Origin of the sequence: Acidovorax sp. HMWF018, from assembly GCF_003061035.1 — a bacterium.
GTDB lineage: Bacteria > Pseudomonadota > Gammaproteobacteria > Burkholderiales > Burkholderiaceae_C > Acidovorax > Acidovorax delafieldii.
The window spans coordinates 1-22,579 of sequence record NZ_QAIM01000397.1 but is presented as its reverse complement, the minus strand read 5'-3'; the positions used below and the strand labels follow the sequence as shown (position 1 = coordinate 22,579).

The 22,579-nt window shown below is 62.4% G+C and carries 21 protein-coding genes; 14 read left to right on the top strand and 7 right to left on the bottom strand.

Features of this window, described 5'->3' with window-relative positions:
* Positions 1 to 84 precede the first annotated feature (84 nt).
* A complete protein-coding gene (locus DBR23_RS15885; protein ID WP_108498889.1) occupies positions 85 to 1,326 on the top strand; it encodes an AGE family epimerase/isomerase in 1,242 nt (413 codons plus the stop codon).
* Between the two features lie 70 nt (positions 1,327 to 1,396).
* Complete coding sequence (locus tag DBR23_RS15880; RefSeq protein ID WP_108498888.1) at positions 1,397 to 1,888, top strand: GNAT family N-acetyltransferase; 492 nt, start codon at positions 1,397 to 1,399, stop codon at positions 1,886 to 1,888.
* 48 nt (positions 1,889 to 1,936) lie between these two features.
* Here the strand turns inward: DBR23_RS15880 and DBR23_RS15875 are convergent, their stop codons facing one another.
* Positions 1,937 to 2,866, bottom strand: coding sequence for an SMP-30/gluconolactonase/LRE family protein (locus DBR23_RS15875; RefSeq protein ID WP_108498887.1), 930 nt, complete (start codon positions 2,864 to 2,866; stop codon positions 1,937 to 1,939).
* Positions 2,867 to 2,964: 98 nt separating this feature from the next.
* Here DBR23_RS15875 and edd point away from each other — a divergent pair, with 98 nt between their 5' ends.
* The 3 genes from edd (at position 2,965) to DBR23_RS15860 (ending at position 5,910) form a co-directional block, all read left to right on the top strand.
* Complete coding sequence (edd, locus tag DBR23_RS15870; RefSeq protein ID WP_108498886.1) at positions 2,965 to 4,734, top strand: phosphogluconate dehydratase; 1,770 nt, start codon at positions 2,965 to 2,967, stop codon at positions 4,732 to 4,734.
* Positions 4,725 to 5,381, top strand: a complete 657-nt coding sequence (eda, locus tag DBR23_RS15865; RefSeq protein ID WP_108498885.1) for a bifunctional 4-hydroxy-2-oxoglutarate aldolase/2-dehydro-3-deoxy-phosphogluconate aldolase — start codon at positions 4,725 to 4,727, stop codon at positions 5,379 to 5,381. Before edd ends, eda begins: the two co-directional genes overlap by 10 nt.
* Positions 5,382 to 5,610: 229 nt before the next feature.
* Positions 5,611 to 5,910: a DUF805 domain-containing protein gene (locus DBR23_RS15860; protein WP_056744079.1), complete on the top strand. Its 300-nt coding sequence runs from the start codon at positions 5,611 to 5,613 to the stop codon at positions 5,908 to 5,910.
* A gap of 128 nt (positions 5,911 to 6,038) precedes the next feature.
* Here DBR23_RS15860 and groL read toward each other — a convergent pair whose 3' ends face one another.
* From groL to DBR23_RS15830, 6 genes are all read right to left on the bottom strand, one after another.
* The gene (groL, locus tag DBR23_RS15855) at positions 6,039 to 7,691 is read right to left on the bottom strand and encodes a chaperonin GroEL (RefSeq protein WP_108498884.1); all 1,653 of its coding nucleotides are present in this window, start codon (positions 7,689 to 7,691) and stop codon (positions 6,039 to 6,041) included.
* Between the two features lie 98 nt (positions 7,692 to 7,789).
* A complete protein-coding gene (locus DBR23_RS15850) occupies positions 7,790 to 8,080 on the bottom strand; it encodes a co-chaperone GroES (RefSeq protein WP_056058492.1) in 291 nt (96 codons plus the stop codon).
* 633 nt (positions 8,081 to 8,713) lie between these two features.
* Complete coding sequence (locus DBR23_RS15845; RefSeq protein ID WP_108498883.1) at positions 8,714 to 9,454, bottom strand: SDR family oxidoreductase; 741 nt, start codon at positions 9,452 to 9,454, stop codon at positions 8,714 to 8,716.
* A gap of 40 nt (positions 9,455 to 9,494) precedes the next feature.
* Positions 9,495 to 10,400: an SDR family NAD(P)-dependent oxidoreductase gene (locus DBR23_RS15840; RefSeq protein ID WP_108498882.1), complete on the bottom strand. Its 906-nt coding sequence runs from the start codon at positions 10,398 to 10,400 to the stop codon at positions 9,495 to 9,497.
* A 15-nt stretch (positions 10,401 to 10,415) separates the two neighbouring features.
* Complete coding sequence (locus DBR23_RS15835) at positions 10,416 to 11,336, bottom strand: NADP-dependent oxidoreductase (RefSeq protein WP_108498881.1); 921 nt, start codon at positions 11,334 to 11,336, stop codon at positions 10,416 to 10,418.
* An 18-nt stretch (positions 11,337 to 11,354) separates the two neighbouring features.
* Positions 11,355 to 11,801, bottom strand: coding sequence for an ester cyclase (locus DBR23_RS15830; RefSeq protein ID WP_108498880.1), 447 nt, complete (start codon positions 11,799 to 11,801; stop codon positions 11,355 to 11,357).
* A gap of 91 nt (positions 11,802 to 11,892) precedes the next feature.
* Here DBR23_RS15830 and DBR23_RS15825 point away from each other — a divergent pair, with 91 nt between their 5' ends.
* The 9 genes from DBR23_RS15825 to DBR23_RS15785 all read left to right on the top strand — a co-directional run bounded on the left by DBR23_RS15825 (position 11,893) and on the right by DBR23_RS15785 (position 22,459).
* The gene (locus DBR23_RS15825; protein WP_108498879.1) at positions 11,893 to 12,804 is read left to right on the top strand and encodes a LysR family transcriptional regulator; all 912 of its coding nucleotides are present in this window, start codon (positions 11,893 to 11,895) and stop codon (positions 12,802 to 12,804) included.
* 443 nt (positions 12,805 to 13,247) lie between these two features.
* Positions 13,248 to 15,260: an ATP-binding protein gene (locus DBR23_RS15820; protein ID WP_108498878.1), complete on the top strand. Its 2,013-nt coding sequence runs from the start codon at positions 13,248 to 13,250 to the stop codon at positions 15,258 to 15,260.
* Between the two features lie 38 nt (positions 15,261 to 15,298).
* Positions 15,299 to 16,057 (top strand): response regulator transcription factor, encoded by a 759-nt coding sequence (locus tag DBR23_RS15815; protein WP_108498877.1) that lies wholly within the window; start codon positions 15,299 to 15,301, stop codon positions 16,055 to 16,057.
* Between the two features lie 204 nt (positions 16,058 to 16,261).
* Positions 16,262 to 17,467 (top strand): ABC transporter substrate-binding protein, encoded by a 1,206-nt coding sequence (locus DBR23_RS15810; RefSeq protein ID WP_108498876.1) that lies wholly within the window; start codon positions 16,262 to 16,264, stop codon positions 17,465 to 17,467.
* A gap of 120 nt (positions 17,468 to 17,587) precedes the next feature.
* Positions 17,588 to 18,448, top strand: coding sequence for a branched-chain amino acid ABC transporter permease (locus DBR23_RS15805; protein WP_108498875.1), 861 nt, complete (start codon positions 17,588 to 17,590; stop codon positions 18,446 to 18,448).
* A gap of 5 nt (positions 18,449 to 18,453) precedes the next feature.
* Positions 18,454 to 19,464 carry a branched-chain amino acid ABC transporter permease gene (locus DBR23_RS15800; RefSeq protein WP_108498874.1) on the top strand — a complete coding sequence of 337 codons (1,011 nt, stop codon included), beginning with the start codon at positions 18,454 to 18,456 and terminating at the stop codon, positions 19,462 to 19,464.
* Positions 19,461 to 20,237 (top strand): ABC transporter ATP-binding protein, encoded by a 777-nt coding sequence (locus DBR23_RS15795; RefSeq protein ID WP_056743894.1) that lies wholly within the window; start codon positions 19,461 to 19,463, stop codon positions 20,235 to 20,237. Before DBR23_RS15800 ends, DBR23_RS15795 begins: the two co-directional genes overlap by 4 nt.
* Positions 20,234 to 20,935: an ABC transporter ATP-binding protein gene (locus tag DBR23_RS15790; protein WP_108498873.1), complete on the top strand. Its 702-nt coding sequence runs from the start codon at positions 20,234 to 20,236 to the stop codon at positions 20,933 to 20,935. The genes DBR23_RS15795 and DBR23_RS15790 overlap by 4 nt, the downstream gene beginning before the upstream one ends.
* Before the next feature lie 39 nt (positions 20,936 to 20,974).
* Positions 20,975 to 22,459 (top strand): M81 family metallopeptidase, encoded by a 1,485-nt coding sequence (locus DBR23_RS15785; RefSeq protein WP_108498871.1) that lies wholly within the window; start codon positions 20,975 to 20,977, stop codon positions 22,457 to 22,459.
* The last annotated feature ends 120 nt before the right edge of the window (positions 22,460 to 22,579 follow it).

The window sequence follows — 22,579 nt, the reverse complement described above, 5'->3', positions numbered from 1 at the left end:
CGCTCTGGCGGAAGACCGGGCGCCCTGCCGGCAGAAGCCGGCACAGTTTCTGGTCGACAGCTAACGCATCAGGAGACACTTCCCATGGCGATTCCGCCCTATCCGGACTTCCGCTCCGCAGCCTTTTTGCGCCAGCATCTGCGTGACACCATGGCGTTCTACGACCCCGTGGCCACCGATCCGAGCGGCGGGCAGTTCCACTTCTTTCTGGACGACGGCACGGTTTACAACACGCACACCCGCCATCTCGTCAGCGCCACCCGTTTTGTGGTCACGCACGCCATGCTCTACCGCACCACGGGGGAGGCGCGTTATCAGGCGGGCATGCGGCACGCGCTCACGTTCATGCGCACCGCGTTTCTCGACCCTGCCACGGGCGGGTACGCCTGGCTGATCGACTGGCAGGATGGCCGCACTACCGTGCAAGATGCCACGCGCCACTGCTACGGCATGGCTTTTGTGATGCTGGCGTATGCCCGCGCTTACGAGGCCGGAGTGCCCGAGGCCCGCGCTTGGCTGGCTGAGGCTTTTGAAACTGCCGAACAGCACTTCTGGCAACCTGCCGCAGGCCTGTATTCCGACGAGGCAAGCCCCGAGTGGCAGATAACCAGCTACCGAGGCCAGAACGCCAACATGCACGCCTGCGAGGCCATGATCTCGGCCTTCCGCGCCACGGGCGAGCGTCGTTACATCGAGCGTGCCGAGCAGCTCGCACAAGGCATCTGCCAGCGGCAGGCCGCGTTGTCCGCCCACGCCCTTGCGCCCGCTGCCGAAGGTTGGGTGTGGGAGCACTTCCGTGCCGACTGGTCCGTGGACTGGGACTACAACCGCCATGACCGCAGCAACATCTTCCGCCCCTGGGGCTACCAGATCGGCCACCAGACCGAATGGGCCAAGCTGCTGCTGCAACTCGACGCCTTGCTGCCCGCCGACTGGCACCTGCCCTGTGCGCAGCGCCTGTTCGATACCGCTGTGGAGCGGGGCTGGGATGCCGAGCACGGCGGCCTGTACTACGGCATGGCGCCCGACGGCAGCATCTGCGACGACGGCAAATACCACTGGGTGCAGGCCGAGAGCATGGCGGCTGCAGCGGTGCTGGCTGTTCGCACGGGGGATGCGCGCTACTGGCAGTGGTACGACCGCATCTGGACCTACGGCTGGGTCCACTTTGTGGACCACGAACATGGCGCGTGGTTTCGCATCCTGCACCGCAACAACCGCAACACCACCCGCGAGAAGAGCAATGCGGGGAAGGTGGACTATCACAACATGGGGGCGTGTTATGACGTGTTGGGAGCGCTGGGGCTGGGGGCTCAGAAGGGCTAACCGGCAGCGAGTCACCCTGTCGACGTAAGCTCACCCCATCGGAACCATCCGGTCCAGCAGGAGAGGAAACATGGAAGTCGGTTTGCTGACCCCGGCGCAACAGGAGCAGATGGTGGACTTGCTGCTTGCGCTGCATGATCACTACCACCCGGGCCGTGCGCTCGACCGGGTCCTTGTGCGCAACCACCTGTTGGACAACCTGTGTGGACCCCACTCTCAGATTCGGCTGGTGACGGCAGAACTCGGCGGCGAGTTGTTGGGGTTTGCCGCCATTTACCTGGTGTATTCGTTGGTGGAGCCCGAGCCCGCCCACCAGCGGCAGTGTGTACTTAAGGAGCTGTTTGTTTCTCCGCACCATCGGAGCCAAGGTATTGGCCTGGCTCTGATGCAATGGGTGGCGCGATACGCGCTGGACAACGGCTGTGGCCGCATCGACTGGTCGGTCAAGTCGTCCAACGCCCGGGGCATTGCGTTTTACGAGAGCCTGGGTGCAAGGTTGGTCAGTGACCGCCTCAGCTATCGGATCGTGCGCGAGGAGATCGGCGCGTTGGCGGGCTGGTGATGCAGCGCTGGCCTTTGTGTCCCACTGTGACCAGTTGCTCGTCGCTTTTCACACCTTGAAGAAATTCACCGGTAGCCCAGCCACTTCCACCTGCATGCTGAACAGCGACCCAGCTGCAATCGCCGCCTGCTGTTCTTGAAGAGGCCTCCCCGCCCGCGCCGATGTAATGAACAGCGTCCGCAAATCCTCTCCTCCAAAACACACCATGGTCGGACACTGCACCGGCACGGCAATGCGCTGCAGCACCTCACCTGCTGGCGAGAGTTGCAACACACAAGCGCCTTCGTACATCGCCACCCAGTAGTTGCCTTCCACATCCACCGCAGCCCCATCGGGCCGCCCGCCGTAGGGCTGGCCGTCCACCTTGCGGTCAAACTGGACCCACGGACGGCGGCGGGTGATCTCCCCCGTGGCCACCTCAAAGTCGAACTGGTCGATGCGGTGCTCGGGCGTATTCGACCAGTACATCGTGCGGTTGTCGGGGCTGAAGGCCAGGCCGTTGGCGGTGAAGTTGTCGCCTGCCATGTGGCGCACGCGGTAGCCTGTGGCGCTGGCCGGGTCGGCCTGCAGGCACCACAGTGCCGCATTCTGTGCGGTGCGGGGCGTGATGACTGAGCCCGCCCAGAAACGGCCTGCGGTGTCGCAGCGGCCGTCGTTCAGGCGCAGCACCGTGGTGTCGTGCTGCTCGGGCGGCAGCAGGGCCAGGCAGCTGAGGGCGGTAGGGTCTGCGCTGTCCTTGGCTGTATCCAGAAGATAGAAACCGTTTCGTAACCCGATTACCAATCGCCCATCGGCTGCAGGCGCGCAGCAGCCGGGCTCGCTGGGCATGCGCCACTGCCGGTGGTGGCCGCTGTCAGGATGCCATGCGTGCACCGATTGTCCCTGAATGTCACACCAGTAAAGGGATTTTTCCGTGGGGTGCCAGAAGGGGGATTCACCCAGTTCGGACGGTGGCAAGGGCAAGGTTTGCAGGGACATGGGTTGAATTGGGGTGGTTATCGAGTTACATTCTAGGGCCTCAGATAACGACCCTGGCGCAATGCACGGGGTCCTGCCACCCACCGATGGAGACTTCCATGCATCCAGTTGTAGCGCGCGTGACCGAGCGCATTGTCCAGCGCAGCGCAGACACCCGCGGCGCCTACCTGGCCGGCGTTGACGCCATGATTGCCCGCAAGCCCGCACAAGACCGCATGGGCTGCGCGAACCTAGCCCACGCCTACGCGGCGTTGCCGGGCTCGGACAAGTTCAAGGTCACGGTCGAGAAGGCGCCCAACATCGGCATCGTCACGGCCTACAACGACATGCTCTCGGCGCACCAGCCGTACCAGAGCTACCCCGCTATCCTGCGTGATGAGGCCGCCCAGCTCGGTGCCACGGTGCAAGTGGCCGGTGGCGTGCCCTCCATGTGCGATGGTGTGACGCAGGGTACGCCCGGCATGGAGCTGTCGCTGTTCTCCCGCGATGCCATTGCCATGGCCACTGCGGTAGCGCTGTCCCACGATGTGTTCGATGGTGCACTGCTGCTGGGCGTGTGCGACAAGATCGTGCCCGGCCTGTTGATCGGCGCGCTGCACTACGGGCATCTGCCCTGCGTGTTTGTGCCCGCAGGCCCCATGGGCACAGGCCTGTCGAACAAGGAAAAATCCAAGGTGCGCGAGCAGTACGCACAAGGCCTGGTAGGCCGTGACGAACTGCTCAAGGCCGAATCGGCCGCGTACCACAGCCCTGGCACCTGCACGTTCTACGGCACGGCCAACAGCAACCAGATGCTGCTCGAAGCCATGGGCCTGCATGTGCCCGGTGCAGCGTTCGAGTCGCCCGGCACCGAGGCGCGCGAGGCCTTCACGCGCCAGGCGCTGCGCACGGTGCTCGACATCGGCAAGCGGGGCAACCGCTTCACCCCCATCGGCAAGCTGGTGGACGAGCGCTGCATCGTCAACGCCATGGTGGCCCTGCTGGCCACGGGCGGCTCCACCAACCACCTGATCCACTGGGTGGCGATTGCGCGCAGCGCGGGCATCCTGATCGACTGGACGGACTTTGACGAACTCTCGTCGGTGGTGCCTCTGCTGGCCCGCGTCTACCCCAATGGCGATGCCGATGTGAACCAGTTCCAGGCGGCGGGCGGCCCGCCCTGGATCCTGCGCGAGCTGCTGGCGGGTGGCTTGATGCACCCTGATGTGATGAGCGTGAACGCGGGCGGCATTGCCGATGGCGGCAAGAGCGCCCCGGCGGTGTCGGGCGACACCTCGGTGCTGCGGCCTGTGAGCGAACCCTTCTCACCCACCGGCGGGCTGCGCCTACTGCAAGGCCGTCTGGGCCGCGCGGTGATCAAGGTGTCGGCCGTGCCCGAAGACCGCCACATCGTCCAAGCCCCAGCGCGAGTTTTTGACTCGCAAGAAGCCCTGCTCGCAGCCTTCAGCGCGGGCGAGGTGAATCAGGACATGGTGGCCGTGGTGCGCTTTCAGGGCCCGCAAGCCAACGGCATGCCAGAACTGCACAAGCTCACGCCCCCGCTGGCAGTGCTGCAGAACCAGGGCTTCCAGGTGGCGCTGGTCACCGACGGCCGCATGAGCGGCGCCTCCGGCCGCGTACCGGCCGCGATCCACGTCACGCCCGAGGCCCTGGCCGGTGGCCCGCTGGCCAAGGTGCGTGATGGCGACATCGTGCGGGTGGATGCGGTGGCTGGCACGCTCGATGTGCTGGTGGACGATGCCGAGTGGGCCGCTCGCGCCCCGGCACCCTTCAGCGCCCCATCACCCATCGGCTTTGGCCGTGAACTCTTCACCAACTTTCGCCGCCACGCAGGCGGTGCCGAACAAGGAGCCTGCACATGGCTGTAACCCCTGCTTCCACCCCCATGAATCCCCTCGACATCGCCAGCCATGGCCCCGTCATCCCCGTCATCGTGATCGACCGCGTGGAAGACGCACTGCCCCTGGCCGAGGCCTTGCTGGCCGGTGGCGTGAAGGTGCTGGAGGTGACGCTGCGCACCGCTGCCGGTCTGCCCGCCATCGAAACCATCGCCCGCCATCTGCCCGAAGCTGTGGTGGGTGTGGGCACGGTGCTCAACGCCGATGACGCGCGCCGCGCGAGCGAAGCCGGTGCGCGGTTTGCCGTGAGCCCCGGCTACACCTCGGCCGTGGGCAGCGCCTGCAAGGGCCTGAACCTGCCGCTGCTGCCCGGTGTGGCCACATCCAGCGAGATCATGGCGGCGCTGGCCGATGGGTTCTCGTTCCTCAAGCTCTTCCCGGCCGAGGCCGTGGGCGGCATCCCGCTGCTCAAGTCCTGGGCCAGCCCGTTTGGCCAGGTGAGCTTTTGCCCCACGGGTGGCATCACCAACGCCACAGCCTCCAACTACCTGGCACTGCCCAATGTGCGCTGCGTGGGCGGCTCATGGCTTACGCCCACCGATGCGGTGCGCGCGGGCGACTGGGCGCGCATCACCCAGCTGGCGCGCGACACCCAGGCATTGCGCAAGGCGGCTTGAGGGGCTCTGGGCGCTGGGTCTGCAGCCAAAAACGCCTGGTGCGCTAGTGCAATATGCACTGACAGCTATCAAAATAAGAGCAAAGGAGGCGCTGACACCGTGGCGCCAGCGGTACGGTGTCTCCGCTGCGCGCGCCGAGTTGGCTGGACTTGTCGCGGCGCCCCTCTATCATGGCCACGCGGGGATACCCCGTGACCGAGCAATGATTGTTCAAGAGAGGGAATTCGCTATGGATTTTGTTTCGGCTGTCAAAAGCTGCTTCGCGCAGTACGCAGGGTTTTCGGGCCGTGCGCCACGCTCCGAGTTCTGGTGGTTTGCGCTGTTTCAGTTCGGGGTGCTGGTGATTGCCACCATGATCAGCCAGGTGCTGTATGGCATTGCCGCGCTGGCCCTGCTGTTGCCCGCGCTGGCCGTGGGGGCTCGCCGTTTGCACGATATTGGCCGCTCCGGCTGGTGGCAGCTGCTGTCCCTCACCGGTATCGGCACCCTGGTGCTGATCTACTGGTGGGTACAGCCCAGCGGCGAGTAAACCCACGGCAGGCCAGCGGCCCGAGTTGGCCCCATAGAAAAACAAAAGCCCGCAGACCGTAAGGCCTGCGGGCTTTTGTGTAGTGGGCTGCGCAGTCAGCACAGGGCCGCTGCGCAAGGGCCAGGCAATTACATGCCCATGCCGCCCATGCCACCCATGCCGCCCATGTCGGGCATGCCGCCACCAGCTGGGGCGTCATCCTTCGGGGCCTCAGCCACCATGGCTTCGGTCGTCAGCAGCAGCGATGCCACGGAGGCAGCGTTTTGCAGAGCGGTGCGGGTGACCTTCGTGGGGTCCAGAATGCCCAGTTCGAGCATGTCGCCGTAGGTGTCGTTGGCAGCGTTGAAGCCAAAGTTGCCCTTGCCAGCCAACACTGCGTTCACCACCACCGAGGCTTCGCCACCGGCGTTGTTCACGATTTCGCGCAGAGGAGCTTCCACTGCCTTCAGCACCAGCTTGATACCGGCGTCCTGGTCAGCGTTGTCGCCCTTGATCGAGTCGCCCACAGCTTGCTTGGCACGCAGCAGAGCCACGCCGCCACCAGCCACAACGCCTTCTTCCACAGCTGCACGGGTAGCGTGCAGTGCGTCTTCCACGCGGGCCTTCTTTTCCTTCATTTCGACTTCGGTAGCAGCGCCCACCTTGATCACGGCCACGCCGCCGGCCAGCTTGGCCACGCGCTCTTGCAGCTTTTCACGGTCGTAGTCGGACGTGGCTTCTTCGATCTGCACGCGCACTTGCTTGACGCGGGCTTCGATGTCAGCGGCAGCGCCAGCGCCGTCGATGATGATGGTGTTTTCCTTGCCCACTTCGATGCGCTTGGCTTGGCCCAGGTCGGCCAAGGTGACCTTTTCCAGGGTCAGACCGACTTCCTCAGCGATGACCTTGCCGCCCGTCAGGATGGCGATGTCTTCAAGCATGGCCTTGCGGCGGTCGCCGAAGCCAGGGGCCTTGACAGCCACAACCTTCAGAATGCCGCGGATCGTGTTGACCACCAGCGTAGCCAAGGCTTCGCCTTCGACTTCTTCGGCAATGATCAGCAGGGGACGGCCAGCCTTGGCGACTTGTTCCAGCGTGGGCAGCAGGTCGCGGATGTTGCTGATCTTCTTGTCGAACAGCAGCACGAAGGGGTTGTCCAGAATCGCGGATTGCTTTTCGGGGTTGTTGATGAAGTAGGGCGACAGGTAGCCGCGGTCGAACTGCATGCCTTCCACGACGTCCAGTTCGCTGTCCAGCGACTTGCCGTCTTCCACGGTGATCACGCCTTCCTTGCCAACCTTGTCCATGGCGTCAGCGATCAGCTTGCCGATGGTTTCGTCGGAGTTGGCGGAGATCGAACCCACTTGGGCGATTTCCTTGGAGGTGGTGGTGGGCTTGGAAGCCTTCTTCAGCTCGGCAACCAGGGCCGTCACAGCCTTGTCGATACCGCGCTTCAGGTCCATTGGGTTGATGCCGGCGGCCACGTACTTGAAGCCTTCGCGCACGATGGCTTGTGCCAGCACCGTAGCGGTGGTGGTGCCGTCACCAGCGTTGTCGCTGGTCTTGGAGGCCACTTCCTTCACGAGCTGGGCGCCCATGTTCTGCAGCTTGTCCTTGAGTTCGATTTCCTTGGCCACGGACACACCGTCCTTGGTCACGGTGGGGGCGCCGAACGAGCGCTCCAGCACCACATTGCGACCCTTGGGGCCCAGCGTGACCTTGACCGCGTTGGCCAGGATGTTCACGCCTTCAACCATGCGAGCGCGGGCTTCGCCGCCGAAAACTACGTCTTTTGCTGCCATTTTGGAGCTCCTGAAAATTTGATTCAAATTGGCTGCTGGCGCTTATTCAAAAAGCACCAGCAGCTATGAAAAGATGAGTGATTCAGAGGGGAGAGAAATTACTTCTCAACCACTGCAAACAGGTCGTCTTCCTTCATGACCAGCAGCTCGTCGCCCTTGACCTTGACGGTCTGGCCCGAGTACTTGCCGAACAGAACGCGGTCACCGACCTTCACGTTCAGGGCTAGCACTTCGCCCTTGTCGTTGCGCTTGCCGGGGCCAACGGCCAACACTTCACCTTGATCGGGCTTTTCGGCGGCGTTGTCAGGGATCACGATGCCGGAAGCGGTCGTGGTTTCGCTTTCAATACGCTTGACGATCACGCGATCGTGCAGAGGGCGAAGGTTCATTGCAATGCTCCTGTTTTCAGTAAAAAAGCTGAGGGATTCAATCAGCCCCGGCCATCCGGGGCTACCAAACTGCCAGCAGGGAGTGCGGTGTTAGCACTCGTCTGCGGTGAGTGCTAATGATACGGGCATTTGTGGCCATTTCAAGACACCCCCTCAGAACATGGGGGCGAAGGTGCGGAACGCTGCGGAACGCCACTCTACTTTCGTTTTTCCGCCATTCAAATTTAGATTTTGGTGAATCGCTAGCGCGGAGTTGCCGCGTATGCCGTCAGCCTGTCGTTCTTTGGAACGTTTGGAACAAAAGCGAAAATAGAAGTGGGTGCACACTATTTTGTAATTGGTCGAAACCGAGTTGCTTCCATGGCAGCTCCCGACTGGTTGCAGTCATAGGGTTGCCGCAAACGGATGGGTGTCAGTGTCAGTGCAAGTTTTATCTTCACCTTGGGGTGATCCCTAAACAGCCGTGCACCGATGTACATGTTTTCAAGCGCCTCGGTTGAAGCGCTGACTGGCAAAAGCTACGGGGAGTTGGGTAGGCTGCTTCAGGCTGATTGCTGTCGTTGATCAGCTGTCATTGGACATACGCAATCGGTCCAAAGCAGACATTGGTGAAGTGGGCGAACGGGCGCGGCTTTAGGCGAATCCGCCGTTTACCCGCAGCACCTGCCCATGCACCCAGCCGCCGTCAGGGCCAAAAAGGAACGAGACTGCGCCTGCGATGTCTGTGGGTTCACCCAGGCGCTCCAGCGGCGCCATTTTGGACAGCATCGCCACCTGCTCTTCGGTCTTGCCCTTAAAAAACAACTCGGTGGCGACCGGTCCAGGTGCCACGGCATTGACGGTAATGCCGCGCCCGCCCAGCTCGTTGGCCAGCACATGGACCAAGCCTTCCACGGCAGCCTTCGACGCGATGTATGGACCATAGCCGGGCGAGGCCTTGGCAATGACGCTGCTTGAGAGCGCCACGATGCGTCCGCCTTCGGCCAGCGTTTCCGCAGCCTTCGCCAGCACCAGGAAGGTGCCGCGGGCGTTGACCGCCATCATGGAGTCGAAATCCGCGACGTTTTCCATTCGCACCGTTGCCATACCCATGACGCCGGCACTGCAGACCACCGCATCCAGCCGGCCGAAGGCCGATTGAGCGGTTGAGAACAGGCGTTCGACATCGTCCTGCGCGGACACGTCGGCCTGAATGGCGAGGGCACGACCACCGCCGTTTACGATGGCGGTTACCACTTCCTGTGCCTTTGCCGGGTCGTGCGCATAGCCGACAGCCACGGCATGGCCGTCTTGCGCCAGCCGCAAGGCGATGTCACGGCCGATGCCGCGTGACGCACCGGTCACGATGGCGGCGCGGGTGGAGGGTGGGCTCATGGCGAACTTCTTGTAAATTTGGGTGGTTTAGGAGTGGTGCCTATGCGCATGGCAGGACCATATCTCCCAGGCCGAGTTGCTGCAGAAATGCGCTTTGCTTCTCGTGGTAAACGCGATCGATGGCCTCCGTGCCCTTTTGCTGCCCATCCACAGTGACGCGATACGGTCGGCTGCCGCGCGGATGGGCCAGTGCATGCACGGCCGCCCTGCCGACGGCCGAGACATCCAGTGCACCGCCGAGTTTTGCGTCGATAGCGTCTAGCCTGCCGCCGAGCGTTTGCAGACGTTCAGCCAAGGGGCCGTATTGCCGGACGATGGCAGGATAGGCTGGACCATGAGCATCTGCGAAATGCTCCGTGCCTTGCGTGAACGCGCCCGGAACCAGCATGATGCTCTCGATACCCATGGGCCGGACCTCCATCGCCATGGCTTCGGCCAAAGCATCACCGGCAGCCTTGCTGGCCACGTAAGGGCCAATAAAGGGCTCGTGCAGGCGCGAGGTGGTGCTGCCGACATACATCAGTACACCACGGCCCTGGCGCCGCATCATCGGCAATACCGCGCGGTTGACCCGCAGCCAGGACAGAGCGTTGGTGTCGATGATGCGGGCCACCTGCTCCACCGAGAAAGCTTCGGTAACGCCGGTCATCAGCATGCCGGCGTTGTTGACCACCACGTCGAGCCGACCGTGTTCGGCCTCGATGGCGTCCACTGCGGCGCGACACGCTGTCTCCGACAGCACGTCGAGTTCGAGTACCTGCAGGCGTAGCCCCTCCGTCTCGGCCAACTGGCGCAGAGCCAGGCTGCGCCCGGCGTTGCGGCCTTCAGGTTCCCGCATGCTGGCGACCACCTTGTGTCCAGCGCGCGCCAGTGCCAGGGCAATGGCACGTCCGATGCCGGAGCCAGCGCCGGTGACCAAAACCACTTCCGGATTCTTGGTTGTCATGGTTGACCTCCTTGTTCAGCCGGGGGGGCGAATCAGCACTTTGCCCCGTGCGTGGCCGGTGGCCTGCTTTTCAAGCGCCGCGCGGGCTTCGGCCAGTGGGTAGACGGAGTCAGTGATGATCTGCAGTTGACCGGCCTGGAAGTGCACCACGGCCAGTGCGAGGGTCGGTGCCGCGCTGACGAAAAACACCGAGCGTCCGATCTTCCCGTCGCGGTCCTGGATGCCGAACTCCACTAGGCTGGCGATGCGGCCACCCGCACGCAGAACCGCCCAAGACTTTTCCAGGGTCTCGCCACCCAGCGGGTCCAGCACAAGGTCTATGTCCCGTAGCGCGCTGAAGTCCTGCGTGCGGTAGTCGATGACCTCGTGGGCGCCCAGGCTCTTGACCAGCTCCACATTGCGCTCCGAGGCCGTGGCGATGACATGGGCGCCGGCTTGGCGAGCTAGTTGCACTGCCATGTTGCCGACGCCGCCGGCCGCCGCGTGTACCAGCACTCGTTCGCCGGCGGCCAGTTCTCCGACAGCGAACAGCGCCTGGTGGGCGGTGCCGAAGGTGGTAGGCAGGGATGCGGCCTGCTCAAAGGACATGTCAGCCGGGATGGGACAAACCTCGGTGGCCGCGATCATCAATTCGGAGGCGAAGGCGCCGCCGACGACCGGGGACGTGCGGCCGTAGACGCGCTCGCCCACTTGCAGGTGCTGCACTTGGGCGCCAACGGCGACGATGACGCCGCTGAAGTCAGTGCCCGGTACGTAGGGGTGGGTGACCGGGAAGACCTGCTGCAGGTAGCCGGCGATCATCTTCACGTCCAGCGGGTTGAGGCCTGCGGACTCGATGCGGATGTGCACCGCGTCAGGCTGCAGGCTGGGCAACGACAGTTCGCCGGTGGTGATGACCTCAGGCCCGCCGAAGCTGGAAATCAGGGCTGCTTTCATTGGTGGGTACTCCTAGGATCAGGCTTGCAGCGGGAATTGGCCGAGTTGCAGGAACAGGCCGAACCAGTCCTCCATGTGCCAGGTCGTCTTGACCAAGCCTTTCTCGACCGTGTGGAACTCGTGCAGACGGAAGCTCACCTTCTTGCCGGTAGCGGCAATGCCGAACAGCTCGCCCTGGTGCGTGCCGGTGATCTCGGCGCGCACGCCAACGCGGCCGGGCGCCTGGATGACGTCATGGATGACGACGCGCACATCGGGGAAGGCCTTGGCCACGCTCTGGATGATGGGTTTGATGCCTGCGGGGCCGGACTCCTGGCCGGGTGCTAGCGGAATGTCGTCCCAGTCCGGGGCGAGCACGGTGTCAACGAGGTCTGGAGATTGTTCGCTGAAGGCGCGGTACAGGGTCTCGACGGCCAGGCGTTCTGTGCGCAGGCGTTCGGTCATGTCGAGGTCTTGGGTGATCATGGCTATTGCTTTCAGGTTTGGAAGACCTGTAGTTTTGATGCCAGGATAAAATCTGTCCAACAGATAGCTGATATATATGATTATTTGATTTATGGATTTTCATGGCGTCGATTTGAATCTACTGGTGGCCTTCGACGCACTGATGGCTGAGCGGAATGTGACCCGTGCTGCGGCGCATGTGGGGGTTAGCCAGCCAGCCATGAGCGCAGCCCTATCCCGGCTGCGCCTGCTGTTGGGCGACCCGTTGTTCCACCGCAGCTCCGACGGCCTATTGCCAACACCGCGGGCGCGCGAGCTGGCAGCGCCCATCCAGGAAGCGCTGGGCGGCATCCGGGCTGCCCTGGTGCGTCAACCGGGCTTCGTGCCGTCGGAGGCCCGGCTGACCTTCAACCTGGGCCTGACCGACTACGCTGCCTTCGTCGTGTTGCCGCTGCTGATGCAGGTGCTGGGCACCGAGGCGCCGGGCATCTGCGTACAAGTGCATGGCTACCACGACCGGGACCATGCGGTGAGTCTGCTCGATGCCGGTGCCATCGACGCGGCCATCGGTGTCACGCCCACCCAGTCGGAAGAACGCATCCTGGCGCGCCCCATCCTGCGGGATGAGTTCATAACCATTCTCCGCCGCGACCACCCGGCGGCAAGACGCGGCATGAACTTGAAAACCTATCTCGCGCTGCCCCATGCCCTGGCTTCGCCGGAAGGCCAGCGCCACGGGCTGGTTGACGAGGCACTAGCGCTGCACGGCAAGCAACGCACCCTGAGCCTGACCCTGCCGCAGATGTTCGCCCTGCCGGCCGTCATCGCCCGCACCGACTTGGCCGCCACGGTCATGAAGCGTGTGGCTTCGCATGCGCTGGCCAGCAAGGAACTGGCCTTCTTCCCTCCGCCGGTCGCCTTGCCGGAAATCGTTCTTAACCTGATCTGGCACCGACGGGCCGATGCCAACGCGGCGCAGGCGTGGATGCGTGGGCTCATCGAGCGGGTGTCCTCCGCATTGTGATCGCAGCGCTGGAAGCGCCTAGCCTACTGACTGCCACCAGGAGTGGCCGCTTTTTGGCCGACAGTACGCGTTCAACGGCGCAGATCGGATGACAGCAACCGCTGCGTAACTGGCATTCCTGATAGCAGTAGGCAGAGTCACTGCTGCACTGAAAGAGGGAAGAAGCAGACACCATGTGGTCTATCTAAATGCCTGAGCAATTGCCGTTCTCGGCCAGGCAAGCGACGGAAGACGGCGATGACCGGTTCTACAGTACGTGAACTGAACTTGGCATCCGAAGACACTGCGCATAGGCGCACCTTAAGGTTGAGTCGCATTGGGGGCGACAAACAAAGGTTCAAGGCCCCGCGTTGAGTACATGTGATTGAATCCGAGGCAACGCGCCGAAACGCGCGCACAGGCGTGTCTCTGCGGTGCACCGCCTGTACACCCCCGATCTCCCAATGTTCACTCGCCGTCTTGCCCTGCGCACTTTCCTGACACTTGCACTGTTGGCGGTGTTGCTGCCCCTGGTGCTTGCCAGCAGCAGTTTGTTTTATCGCTCTGCTACGGGTGCCATGGAAGAGTTCGCGCTGCAATTGGCTGACGAGGTCTCAGGCAGGGTCCGCGAAAAGGTGGTCTCCTTCTTTGATGTGCCGCAGCGCGTAGTCGCTTTCAATGTCGAGCAAGTGCGCGCCGGATATCTGATGGTTCAGCAACCTGACGTGTTGATGCGCCAGTTCATGCTGCAGATCGACCAGCAACCCCAACTGACCTTCATATCCATGGGCATGCCTGATGGTCAGTACTACGCCGGCAGCCGTCCCCCTTTGGGGGAGGACCGCGCTTTGCGCATGCTGCGCGCACGGATCAGTGATGGCCGGGCCATGGAGGTTTTGCGTATCGACGCCGTGAGTCGCGAGCCAACGCTGATTTCCCGCAGCGAGGTGGGCTTTGATGCACGTACCCGTCCGTGGTACCAGTCAGCGATTGCCAATGATGGGGTCGCGTGGTACGCGCCTTATCGCTACATGATCAACGATGTGCAAGGCGCATATGCCGCAATTGGCATGGGGATTTCAGCTCCCGTCCGCTCACGCGATGGCAGTTTGATCGGGGTAGTCACCGCCGATGTGGCGCTGTCCCAGCTCAACGAGTTTCTGGCCGCGCTGGCCTCCGAGTCCGGGGGCAGGGCCTTTCTGGCCGAGGCCTCGGGAGAACTGCTTGCAATGTCCTCGCACGATCCGTCTGCAGGTGTATCGGCTTTGGTGGATGGGCAGCGTGTGCGCATCGACCAAAGCCGCGACCCCGTGATGCGTGCGTTGGGGCAGCACATCCTGCAGAGCGGTCAACGCGAGGGAAACCGATTCATGGATGTGGACGGCGTGCGCCACCTGGCGCGTTGGTGGACGCATGCGCTGGATCGCGGTCCTGCGCTGACGATGGCGATCATCCTGCCTGAGAGCCGCTTCAACACGCCGTTGCGGGGGGTGCTACGCAACACGATCTACACCACGCTGGCCGTCTTGCTGGCTTCAGTGCTGTTTTCGGTGTTCGTAGCCAGCCGGTTGGTGAGACCCTTGCAGGTACTCAGTGACTGGGCAGTCAGACTGACCCAGTCCGACTGGAATGCCCAGGCACCGAAATCCAGCCCTATTCGCGAGTTACGGTCTCTGGCGGATTCCATGGGCTACATGGCAGGGCATTTAAAGGAGCATGCCGAAGATCTGGAGCAAATGGTCGCGCAACGCACCCAGGAGTTGGAGAGTGCTGTGGCCTCCATTGAGCAGACGCTGACCGACCAGCGCCATTTCATCGCCATGCTGTCCCATGAGGTACGTTCTCCACTGGCGGTGATCAACACCGCCGGGCAGTTGCTTGCGCTGCGCTCCAAGGATGTGCCCGCGCAGCTGGCATTGGCGCAGCGCATCCTGCGGGGCTCGGCGCGATTGAGCTACTTCTTTGACAACTGCCTGACCCAGGACCGCATTGATAGCCACAACTTTGCGGTAGAGCCAGTACCCGTTGACGTGGGAGAGTTGTGCCTGTGGGTAACAGAAAACGGTGGCCAACTGTCTGCCGAGCACCCGCTGTACCTGACGGTGGAACCCGGGTTGCCATCATTGAACGGCGACCCCGTGCTGTTGCGCGTGATGCTCATGAACGTGCTGTCGAACGCATTCAAGTATTCCGAGGTGGGTGCAACGGTGTCTTTTAGCGTGCATCAGCAAGAGGGCCAGTGCCGTTTTGTCATTGAGGACGAAGGCCCTGGCATTCCGCTGGAAGAGCAAACGCTGGTGTTTGAGAAGTACCGCCGCGGCCGTACGGCAGAGGGCAAACCCGGTGCCGGACTGGGGCTGGCTTTGGTAAAACGGATCGTTGACTTGCATGGTGGGGCTGTCCAGCTACAGGCCGTCCAACCCCAAGGCACTCGCTTTGTGATCGACATCCCGTTGAACGTGACACCGGTGGCCTGAATGTTGCATTCCGGACAGGTGCCGGAGGTATTCGCAACATGACCCAATCCAAGCCCAGCATTGCTATCGTAGAGGACGACTCCGATCAACTGCACAGCATCGAGGAATTCTTGCTCGACTCGGGCTATAGCGTTTGGGGTGCGGGTAGCGCCGAGGCGTTTTACAAAGGGTTCACCGTTCAGCCGGTCGATGTGGTTCTCTTGGACCTGGGGCTTCCCGGAGAGGATGGCCTCAGCGTGGCGTCGCTACTCAAGTCCAGACCCGAGGTGGGGGTGATCATCCTCAGCGCCCGAGATTCACTTGACGATCGCCTGGCAGGAATGCGTGCTGGGGCAGATCGTTACCTGGTCAAGCCGGTCAACCTGCTGGAGTTGGCCGCCAATATTGACGCTACGGCGAGCCGACTTGCCCCCAGGACAGCCGTAGACCCCGCAGGATCGCTGATTGCTGCGACCATACCTGTCGCAAAGGCGGCGTGCTGGGTGCTGGCCATGAAGGACTGGGTACTGTCATCGCCGCAGGGCAAGTGTCTGCCACTGACGACCCACGAGTTCATGTTCTTGCAGCAACTCCTGCGAGCGGATGGCCAGCCCGTGTCCAAGCGCGACCTCAGCACTCACCTGTTTGGTGCTCGTGCCCAAAACGGGGCTGAACGGCTCAACTTGCTTCTCACGAGGCTGCGCAAAAAGGCGGCGGAAGCGTTTTCTGAACCTCTGCCGGTCAAGACGCTGCACCAGATTGGCTACGCCTTTACAGCCTCAGCACAGCTCGTGCAGGACACTCAACGGCTGCATTGACACTCCCGTGATCATGTTGAAGCGGCGCTAAACCAGACGGGGAGCGCGCCGCGGTTTGGCCGCGCCAGCAACGAAAGCGTGCTGGGTTAACCCTGTGCTTGCATGAATCCAAATGAAAGATTTGGAAAGATCAGGAAGGTGGTTTCTTGGACACCATGGAGGTGGCAACTCTTGATCTCCCACTTCTACTCACTGGAGTCCTCCATGCAACGTCGTCATCTTCTGCAAGTCTCGGCACTGAGTGCGCTGTCCGCCTCTATCGGCCTGACCCGCAGCGCCTTTGCGCAGGCCCCGGGCGCCATTCAGTTTGGCTGTCCGGTACCGATGTCCGGTCCTTTTGCGGCCAACGGAAAGTTCGCCGACATGGGGATGCGACTGGCCATTGAGCAATATGGCAAAGCCCTCAATCGCCCGCTGGCCTACACACTCCTGGACACAGAGGGCAAGCCCGCTACAGCCGTGCGCAAGGTGCAGGAAGCAGCCCAGCAGCAAGGGGCTCGATTCTTCGCGGGCGGCATCCTTTCGGGCGAGGCCCTGGCCATGGGCAAGGAGGCCGAGAAGGCTGGCGGCCTGTTTGTGACCACGGCAGGGGCCGATGAAATCACTGGGTCGGACTGCAATGCTGCGACCTTCCGTTGGTCGGTACCCACTTTCGGCGCCGTCGAGCAGACGGTGCGCCCGCTGATCGATTCCATGCCTAAGGCCAAGCGCTGGTACACCATCACACCGCAGTACGTGTTTGGCGATGGCCTGCTGTCGGCTGCCAAGAACATCTTCAAGGAAAAGGGGATCGAGCATGTGGGTAACAGCTACCACTCGCTGACCGAGAAGGAGTTCAGCGGCTACATCACCAATGCTCTGGCCGCAAAGCCCGATGTCCTGCTGCTGCTGAACTTTGGCGCGCAATGTGCCGACACGCTTCGCCAAGCCGTGAGCTTTGGTATGCACAAGAACATGACGATCCTGGTGGCCTGGGCCTCTGGTTTGGAGCAGTTCGAATCGCTGGGCGCTGACCTTTGCGACGGTATCTACTTTGGCGCTCAGTACTGGCACACGGTGGATTCCGAACTCAACCGCGATCTTGTCAAACGCACCAATGACAAGCTCAAGATGAACCCCAACTACAGCCTGGCGGGCTCCTATATCTGCACAAAGCTGCTGATCGACGGAATCATCAAGGCCGGATCCGTGGAGCAAAAAGCCGTGATCGCCGCACTGGAGGGCCACAAATACCAGGGTCTGACCGGTGAGGAAGAGGTGCGAAAGGCGGACCACCAGGTGCTCAAGAACTACTACCTGCTCAAGGGCAAGGCCAAGTCCAAGATGAAGAACAAGGACGACTACGTGGACGTACTCAGTTCGGGCAAGTCGTTCCTGCCCATCGACCAGACGGGCTGCAAGCGCGCCTGACCCTCGCGGCGTCCGCCGGGCTGGGCATAGCCCCATGCGCGCGCTGTGGCCGCCCCATTTTTTTGAGAACCCCAGCGGCATCGACAGGGTGCGGCTGGTGGTCGTTCGGCCGAGCACTTTATGAACATTTACCTTCTACAGGTCATCAATGGAGTCGGCATTGGCATGCTGTATTTCCTGTTGGCGGTGGGCCTGTCCATTGTTTTTGGTTTGCTGCGATTCGTGAACTTCGCGCACGGGGCGTTCTACCTGATCGGAGCGTATTTTTGCTACCAGATGACGCGATGGGGCATGAGCTTCTGGTTGGCTCTGGTAGTGGTGCCGCTGGTGGTGGGGGCGATTGGCTGGGCCACGGAAAAGCTGGTCCTGCGCCACGTGTATGCCTCGGACCATGAGTTTCACATCCTCGTGACGGTGGGTCTGGCACTCGCAGTCCAGGAGCTGGTGATCCTGCAATGGGGCCCACTGGGTGACAGCGTGGCGGTTCCCGACGCGCTGCAGGGAGTGGTGATGTGGGGCAGTTTCATCTACCCGAAGTACCGCCTGTTCGTGATCGGCTTTACTTCGGTGCTGGCAGTGCTGCTGTGGTGGGTTCTTGAGGGCACGCGACTCGGTAGCGCTGTGCGAGCAGGCAGCGAGTCGACCGAGATGGTCTCGCTGCTCGGCATCAATGTGCTGCGTATTTTCAGCCTGGTATTTGGTTTGGGTGCAGCCACCGCTGCACTGGCCGGCGTGCTTGCATCTCCCATCCGTGGAGCAGAACCCTTCATGGGCATTGAAGCCCTGGCGGTAGCCTTTGTCGTGGTGGTCGTGGGGGGGCTGGGCAGTTTCAGCGGCGCATTGCTGGGCGGATTGATGATCGGCATTGTGCAAAGCGTCATGAGCACGCTATGGCCAGAAGGGGCCCGCCTGATGATCTATGTGGCCATGGCGGCGGTGCTGCTACTGCGTCCCCACGGCCTGCTGGGCCGCAAGGAGTGAACCCTATGAAGAAATACACGCATTTTCTGTTTGCAGCAGTGGTGGTGGTGGCCATGCCGTTGCTGATGCAGTCGGGCTCCTTGGCTAGCGAGGTACTCATCTTTGCGCTGGCGGCCATGGGTTGCAATCTGCTGCTCGGCTTCACCGGCTTGCTTTCGTTCGGGCAGGGCATCTTCTTTGGTCTGGGCAGTTACACCGTTGCCTTGCTACTCACCCGCTGGCCTGTTCCCATGCCGCTTGCGTTGCTGCTCGCCACAGTCATGGGAGCGCTCGGGGCGGCCGTGGTGGGCTGGGTGGCCATTCGCCAGCGTGGCACCTACTTTGTGATGCTGACCTTGGCCTTTGCGCAGATGTTCTATTTCATTGCCTATACGGCTACCGGCTTGACGGGGGGAGACAACGGGTTGATGGATATCCCTCGTCCCAATGTGTCCATCCTGGGCTTTGACCTGTGGACGTTGGCGTCGCCCTGGCAGTTCTATGGTTTTGTTTCGCTGATTTTTTTGGTGGTGTTCTGGCTGCTGCTCAAGGTGTCACGCTCGACATTCGGGCGAACCTTGCTGGCAGTGCGAGACAACGAAGAGCGTGCGGCTGCCATTGGCTACAACCTCAGGCTGCTCAAGCTGCAGGCGTTTGTGATCTCGGGTGCTGTCACCGGTCTCGCGGGGGCGCTGCATGCCATGATGACCGGCCTGGCTCCGCTGTCCAACGCGGAGTACCACACCAGTGAAATGATCCTGGTGATGACCGTTATTGGCGGGACGGGCAACCTGTTTGCCTCGCTGCTGGGATCAGCGTTCTACCTGCTGCTGGCCGACTGGCTGTCTCAACTGTGGCCGCGTTGGCTCTTGCTGCTGGGCATTGCATTGATGGCCGTGAGCCTCTGGATGCAGCGCGGGCTGTGGGGCCTGGGTGAAACGGTCTGGAATCGGCTGCAAGGGCATCGCAAACAGTCGGCTGGCACGGTGGTGACGCCATCGGGAGCTGCAGTTCCTGCGAAAGGAGAACAGGCATGAGCCCAAAAACCCCGATCTTGTTGGAAGCCATTGATGTCGAGAAGCACTATGGCAAGTTTGCAGCGCTGGGCGGTGTAAGTCTCCAGGTGCGTGCGAATACCGTGCATTCGGTGATTGGCCCCAACGGTGCTGGCAAGACCACGTTGTTCCACATGCTCACCGGCACCAAGGCAGTCAGTGGAGGCCGGATTCTTTTTGATGGACAGGATGTCACCCATGAGCCAGACCATCGGCGGGTGCAGCGAGGCATTGCGCGTTCATTCCAGGTGACCAGCCTGTTCTTGAGCTTGCCCGTGCGTGAGAACCTGCGCCTCGGCGCACAAGGCGTACAGCCTGCACGCGCCCTGAATCCTTGGCACGAGCCGGTAGGGGCGCGTGCGCAGTCGCAGGTGGTTGACGCCGTTCTGTCCAAGGTGGGACTGGAGAACCTCGCGGACACCCCCGCTGGCAATCTTTCGCATGGCCAGCAGCGCCGGCTGGAAGTGGGCATGGCCCTGGCTGCACGGCCGAAGGCCATCTTCCTGGATGAGCCCACGTCTGGCATGGGCATCGATGACCTGGACGACATGAAGCGCTTGATCAAGAGCCTGCGCGACGAACACACGGTGGTCTTGATCGAGCACAACATGAACATCGTGATGGATATCTCGGACACCGTGACGGTGATGCAGCTGGGGCGCGTGCTGGCCGAAGGCATGCCACACGACATACGCAGCGACGAAAGGGTGCGGACTGCGTACTTGGGCAACATGATCACAGGGGGCAAGGCATGATTCTCGATGTTGACAACCTGCATGCCCACTACGGCAAAAGCCATGTGCTTCAGGGTGTGTGTTTCACGGTGGGTAACGGCGAACTGGTCACCCTGCTGGGGCGCAACGGCGCAGGCAAGACCACCACACTCAAGAGCATTGCCGGGGTAGTCGCTCCCACGCAGGGCCGATTGGCATTTGCCGGCAAACCGCTGCAGGGTCAGGCTTCGCATGTGATCGCCCGGCAGGGGGTGTGTCTGGTACCGGAGCACCGGGGCATCTTCAAGCTGCTGACCGTGGAAGAGAACCTGATGCTGGGCCTGCGAAAAAGCTCACCCTGGCAACTGGACGACGTGTACCGCATTTTCCCCAGGCTCAAGGAGCGCAAGCGTAACGGCGGTGGGCAGCTCTCCGGCGGCGAGCAGCAAATGCTCGCGATCGGCCGCGCGCTGATGAACGACCCCAAGTTGCTCATGTTGGACGAGCCCGTGGAGGGGCTGGCTCCCGTGATCGTGGAGGAAATCGTGGCCCAGCTCAAGACCATCAAGGCCGCAGGCGTTGCCATCTTGCTGGTGGAGCAGAACCTGGAGGTCTGCACGCAACTGGCCGACCGCCATTGCATCCTGGAACAAGGACGCATCGTCTACACAGCCGACAACGCAAGCTTTCTTGCCGATGAAGAGGTCAAAGACCGTTATCTGGGCGTGGGCTTGGCCTGAGCTCTGGCCCATCCCGCATTGAATCCCGAAGGGCGTTTCATGAAGTTTCTGATTGCTCGTCTTAACCACGAGACCAATACCTTTTCTCCGGTACCCACGCCCTTGAAGGCGTTTGCGCCCGAGTACGACGCGGCGGCCTTCCATGCCAACTTCGGCATGCGAACGGCGATGGCGGCTTTCATTGATGCAGCAAAGCGGGTAGGGGCGCAGTGCGTGACGCCCGTCTCCGCCACGGCAAACCCCAGCGGGCCGGTAGATGCCGACGCCTACCGCCAGTTGACGGACTGCATCGTCGCCGCAGCGGTGGGTTGCGATGCCATCCTGCTCGATTTGCATGGCGCGATGGTGGCGCAGAACACACCGGACGGGGAAGGAGACCTGCTTGCCCGGGTGAGGGCGGCTGCGCCTGGCGTACCGTTGGGCGTAGCTCTGGACCTGCACGGCAACATCACGCAGAAGATGGTTGATAACGCCGATGTGATGGTGGGGTTCAAGACCTACCCGCATGTGGACATGTACGAGACGGGCGAGCACGCGGCACGTCTCGTGTTGCACATGTTGCAGCAAGGGACGAGGTACGCCGTGCGCTGGCGACAGTTGCCGCTGCTCAGTCACACCCTGCGCAGCACGACCTTGGGTGGCGCTATGGCCGCCGCCGTGTCCTCGGCGCGGCAGGCCGAAGGGGAGGGTGTGCCAGCCATGACCATCTTTGCGGGCTTCTCCTTGGCCGACATTGCCGCACCATGCGTGAGCGTAGTGGCCACGGCGGAATGCACTGCCGAGGGTGAAGCGCTGTGCGCCGCTGCGCTGGACCGCGTGGCTGCCCAGATCTGGGCGGAACGTGAAGGCTACGTGTATGCCAGCGAGCCCTTGGCCGAAGCCTTCGTTCGGGCGCAGCGCATGGCCGAAGGGGTGGGCAAGCCCGTACTGCTGCTGGATCACAGCGACAACTGCATGTCCGGAGGAACCTGCGACACCATGGATGTACTGCAGGCCGCCTGGCAGCATGGCCTGACTGGTATCGCCACGGGGCCGCTGTCTGATCCGGAGGCCGTTGAGCAGCTCGTGGCGGCCGGTGTGGGCGCGCACGTGTCGGTGCGCTTGGGCAACAAGGTGCCGCTGGCTCGGCTGGGCATTGTCAAAGAGCCCGTGTTGGTTCAGGGCACAGTCCGTGCCATCAGCGACGGCAGCTACACCGTGACGGGCCCGATATACACCGGCCAGCGCTGCTCCATGGGGCGTGCCGTCTGGCTGGATGCCGGCGGCACGCAGATCGTGGTGGTGGAGCAGCCGCACGAACCGTGGGATCTGGGCGTTTTTTCTTGTGTGGGCCTGGACCCCACGGCATATCGTTACCTGCTGCTCAAGTCGCGCATGTACTGCCGACCGGTCTTTGTGCCGCTCTCTGCTGGATTGGTGGAGTGCGATAGCCCCGGCGTAACCAGCTCGGACTACCAGCTGTTCCCGTTCGAAAACCTGCGCCAGCCCGTCTACCCGCTGGGCGACGTGCTCGCATACCCCTGACTGAGCTATATCTCTGGAGCTTCTATGGACACCAAAGTCAAACCCGACATCGAGAACCTGCGCATCAACGGCGATCGCCTGTGGGCATCGTTGATGGAGCTGGCGCAGATCGGCGCCACC

Excerpts from the sequence above, each read along its gene's own strand:
- DBR23_RS15810 (WP_108498876.1), top strand. The coding sequence starts at position 16,262 with ATGCAACGTCGTCATCTTCTGCAAGTCTCGGCACTGAGTGCGCTGTCC.
- DBR23_RS15850 (WP_056058492.1), bottom strand. The coding sequence starts at position 8,080 with ATGAACCTTCGCCCTCTGCACGATCGCGTGATCGTCAAGCGTATTGAA.
- DBR23_RS15790 (WP_108498873.1), top strand. The coding sequence starts at position 20,234 with ATGATTCTCGATGTTGACAACCTGCATGCCCACTACGGCAAAAGCCAT.
- DBR23_RS15875 (WP_108498887.1), bottom strand. The coding sequence starts at position 2,866 with ATGTCCCTGCAAACCTTGCCCTTGCCACCGTCCGAACTGGGTGAATCC.
- DBR23_RS15815 (WP_108498877.1), top strand. The coding sequence starts at position 15,299 with ATGACCCAATCCAAGCCCAGCATTGCTATCGTAGAGGACGACTCCGAT.
- DBR23_RS15845 (WP_108498883.1), bottom strand. The coding sequence starts at position 9,454 with ATGAGCCCACCCTCCACCCGCGCCGCCATCGTGACCGGTGCGTCACGC.
- eda (WP_108498885.1), top strand. The coding sequence starts at position 4,725 with ATGGCTGTAACCCCTGCTTCCACCCCCATGAATCCCCTCGACATCGCC.
- DBR23_RS15860 (WP_056744079.1), top strand. The coding sequence starts at position 5,611 with ATGGATTTTGTTTCGGCTGTCAAAAGCTGCTTCGCGCAGTACGCAGGG.
- DBR23_RS15835 (WP_108498881.1), bottom strand. The coding sequence starts at position 11,336 with ATGAAAGCAGCCCTGATTTCCAGCTTCGGCGGGCCTGAGGTCATCACC.
- DBR23_RS15880 (WP_108498888.1), top strand. The coding sequence starts at position 1,397 with ATGGAAGTCGGTTTGCTGACCCCGGCGCAACAGGAGCAGATGGTGGAC.
- edd (WP_108498886.1), top strand. The coding sequence starts at position 2,965 with ATGCATCCAGTTGTAGCGCGCGTGACCGAGCGCATTGTCCAGCGCAGC.
- DBR23_RS15825 (WP_108498879.1), top strand. The coding sequence starts at position 11,893 with ATGGATTTTCATGGCGTCGATTTGAATCTACTGGTGGCCTTCGACGCA.
- DBR23_RS15830 (WP_108498880.1), bottom strand. The coding sequence starts at position 11,801 with ATGATCACCCAAGACCTCGACATGACCGAACGCCTGCGCACAGAACGC.
- DBR23_RS15820 (WP_108498878.1), top strand. The coding sequence starts at position 13,248 with ATGTTCACTCGCCGTCTTGCCCTGCGCACTTTCCTGACACTTGCACTG.
- DBR23_RS15785 (WP_108498871.1), top strand. The coding sequence starts at position 20,975 with ATGAAGTTTCTGATTGCTCGTCTTAACCACGAGACCAATACCTTTTCT.
- groL (WP_108498884.1), bottom strand. The coding sequence starts at position 7,691 with ATGGCAGCAAAAGACGTAGTTTTCGGCGGCGAAGCCCGCGCTCGCATG.
- DBR23_RS15795 (WP_056743894.1), top strand. The coding sequence starts at position 19,461 with ATGAGCCCAAAAACCCCGATCTTGTTGGAAGCCATTGATGTCGAGAAG.
- DBR23_RS15805 (WP_108498875.1), top strand. The coding sequence starts at position 17,588 with ATGAACATTTACCTTCTACAGGTCATCAATGGAGTCGGCATTGGCATG.
- DBR23_RS15885 (WP_108498889.1), top strand. The coding sequence starts at position 85 with ATGGCGATTCCGCCCTATCCGGACTTCCGCTCCGCAGCCTTTTTGCGC.
- DBR23_RS15840 (WP_108498882.1), bottom strand. The coding sequence starts at position 10,400 with ATGACAACCAAGAATCCGGAAGTGGTTTTGGTCACCGGCGCTGGCTCC.
- DBR23_RS15800 (WP_108498874.1), top strand. The coding sequence starts at position 18,454 with ATGAAGAAATACACGCATTTTCTGTTTGCAGCAGTGGTGGTGGTGGCC.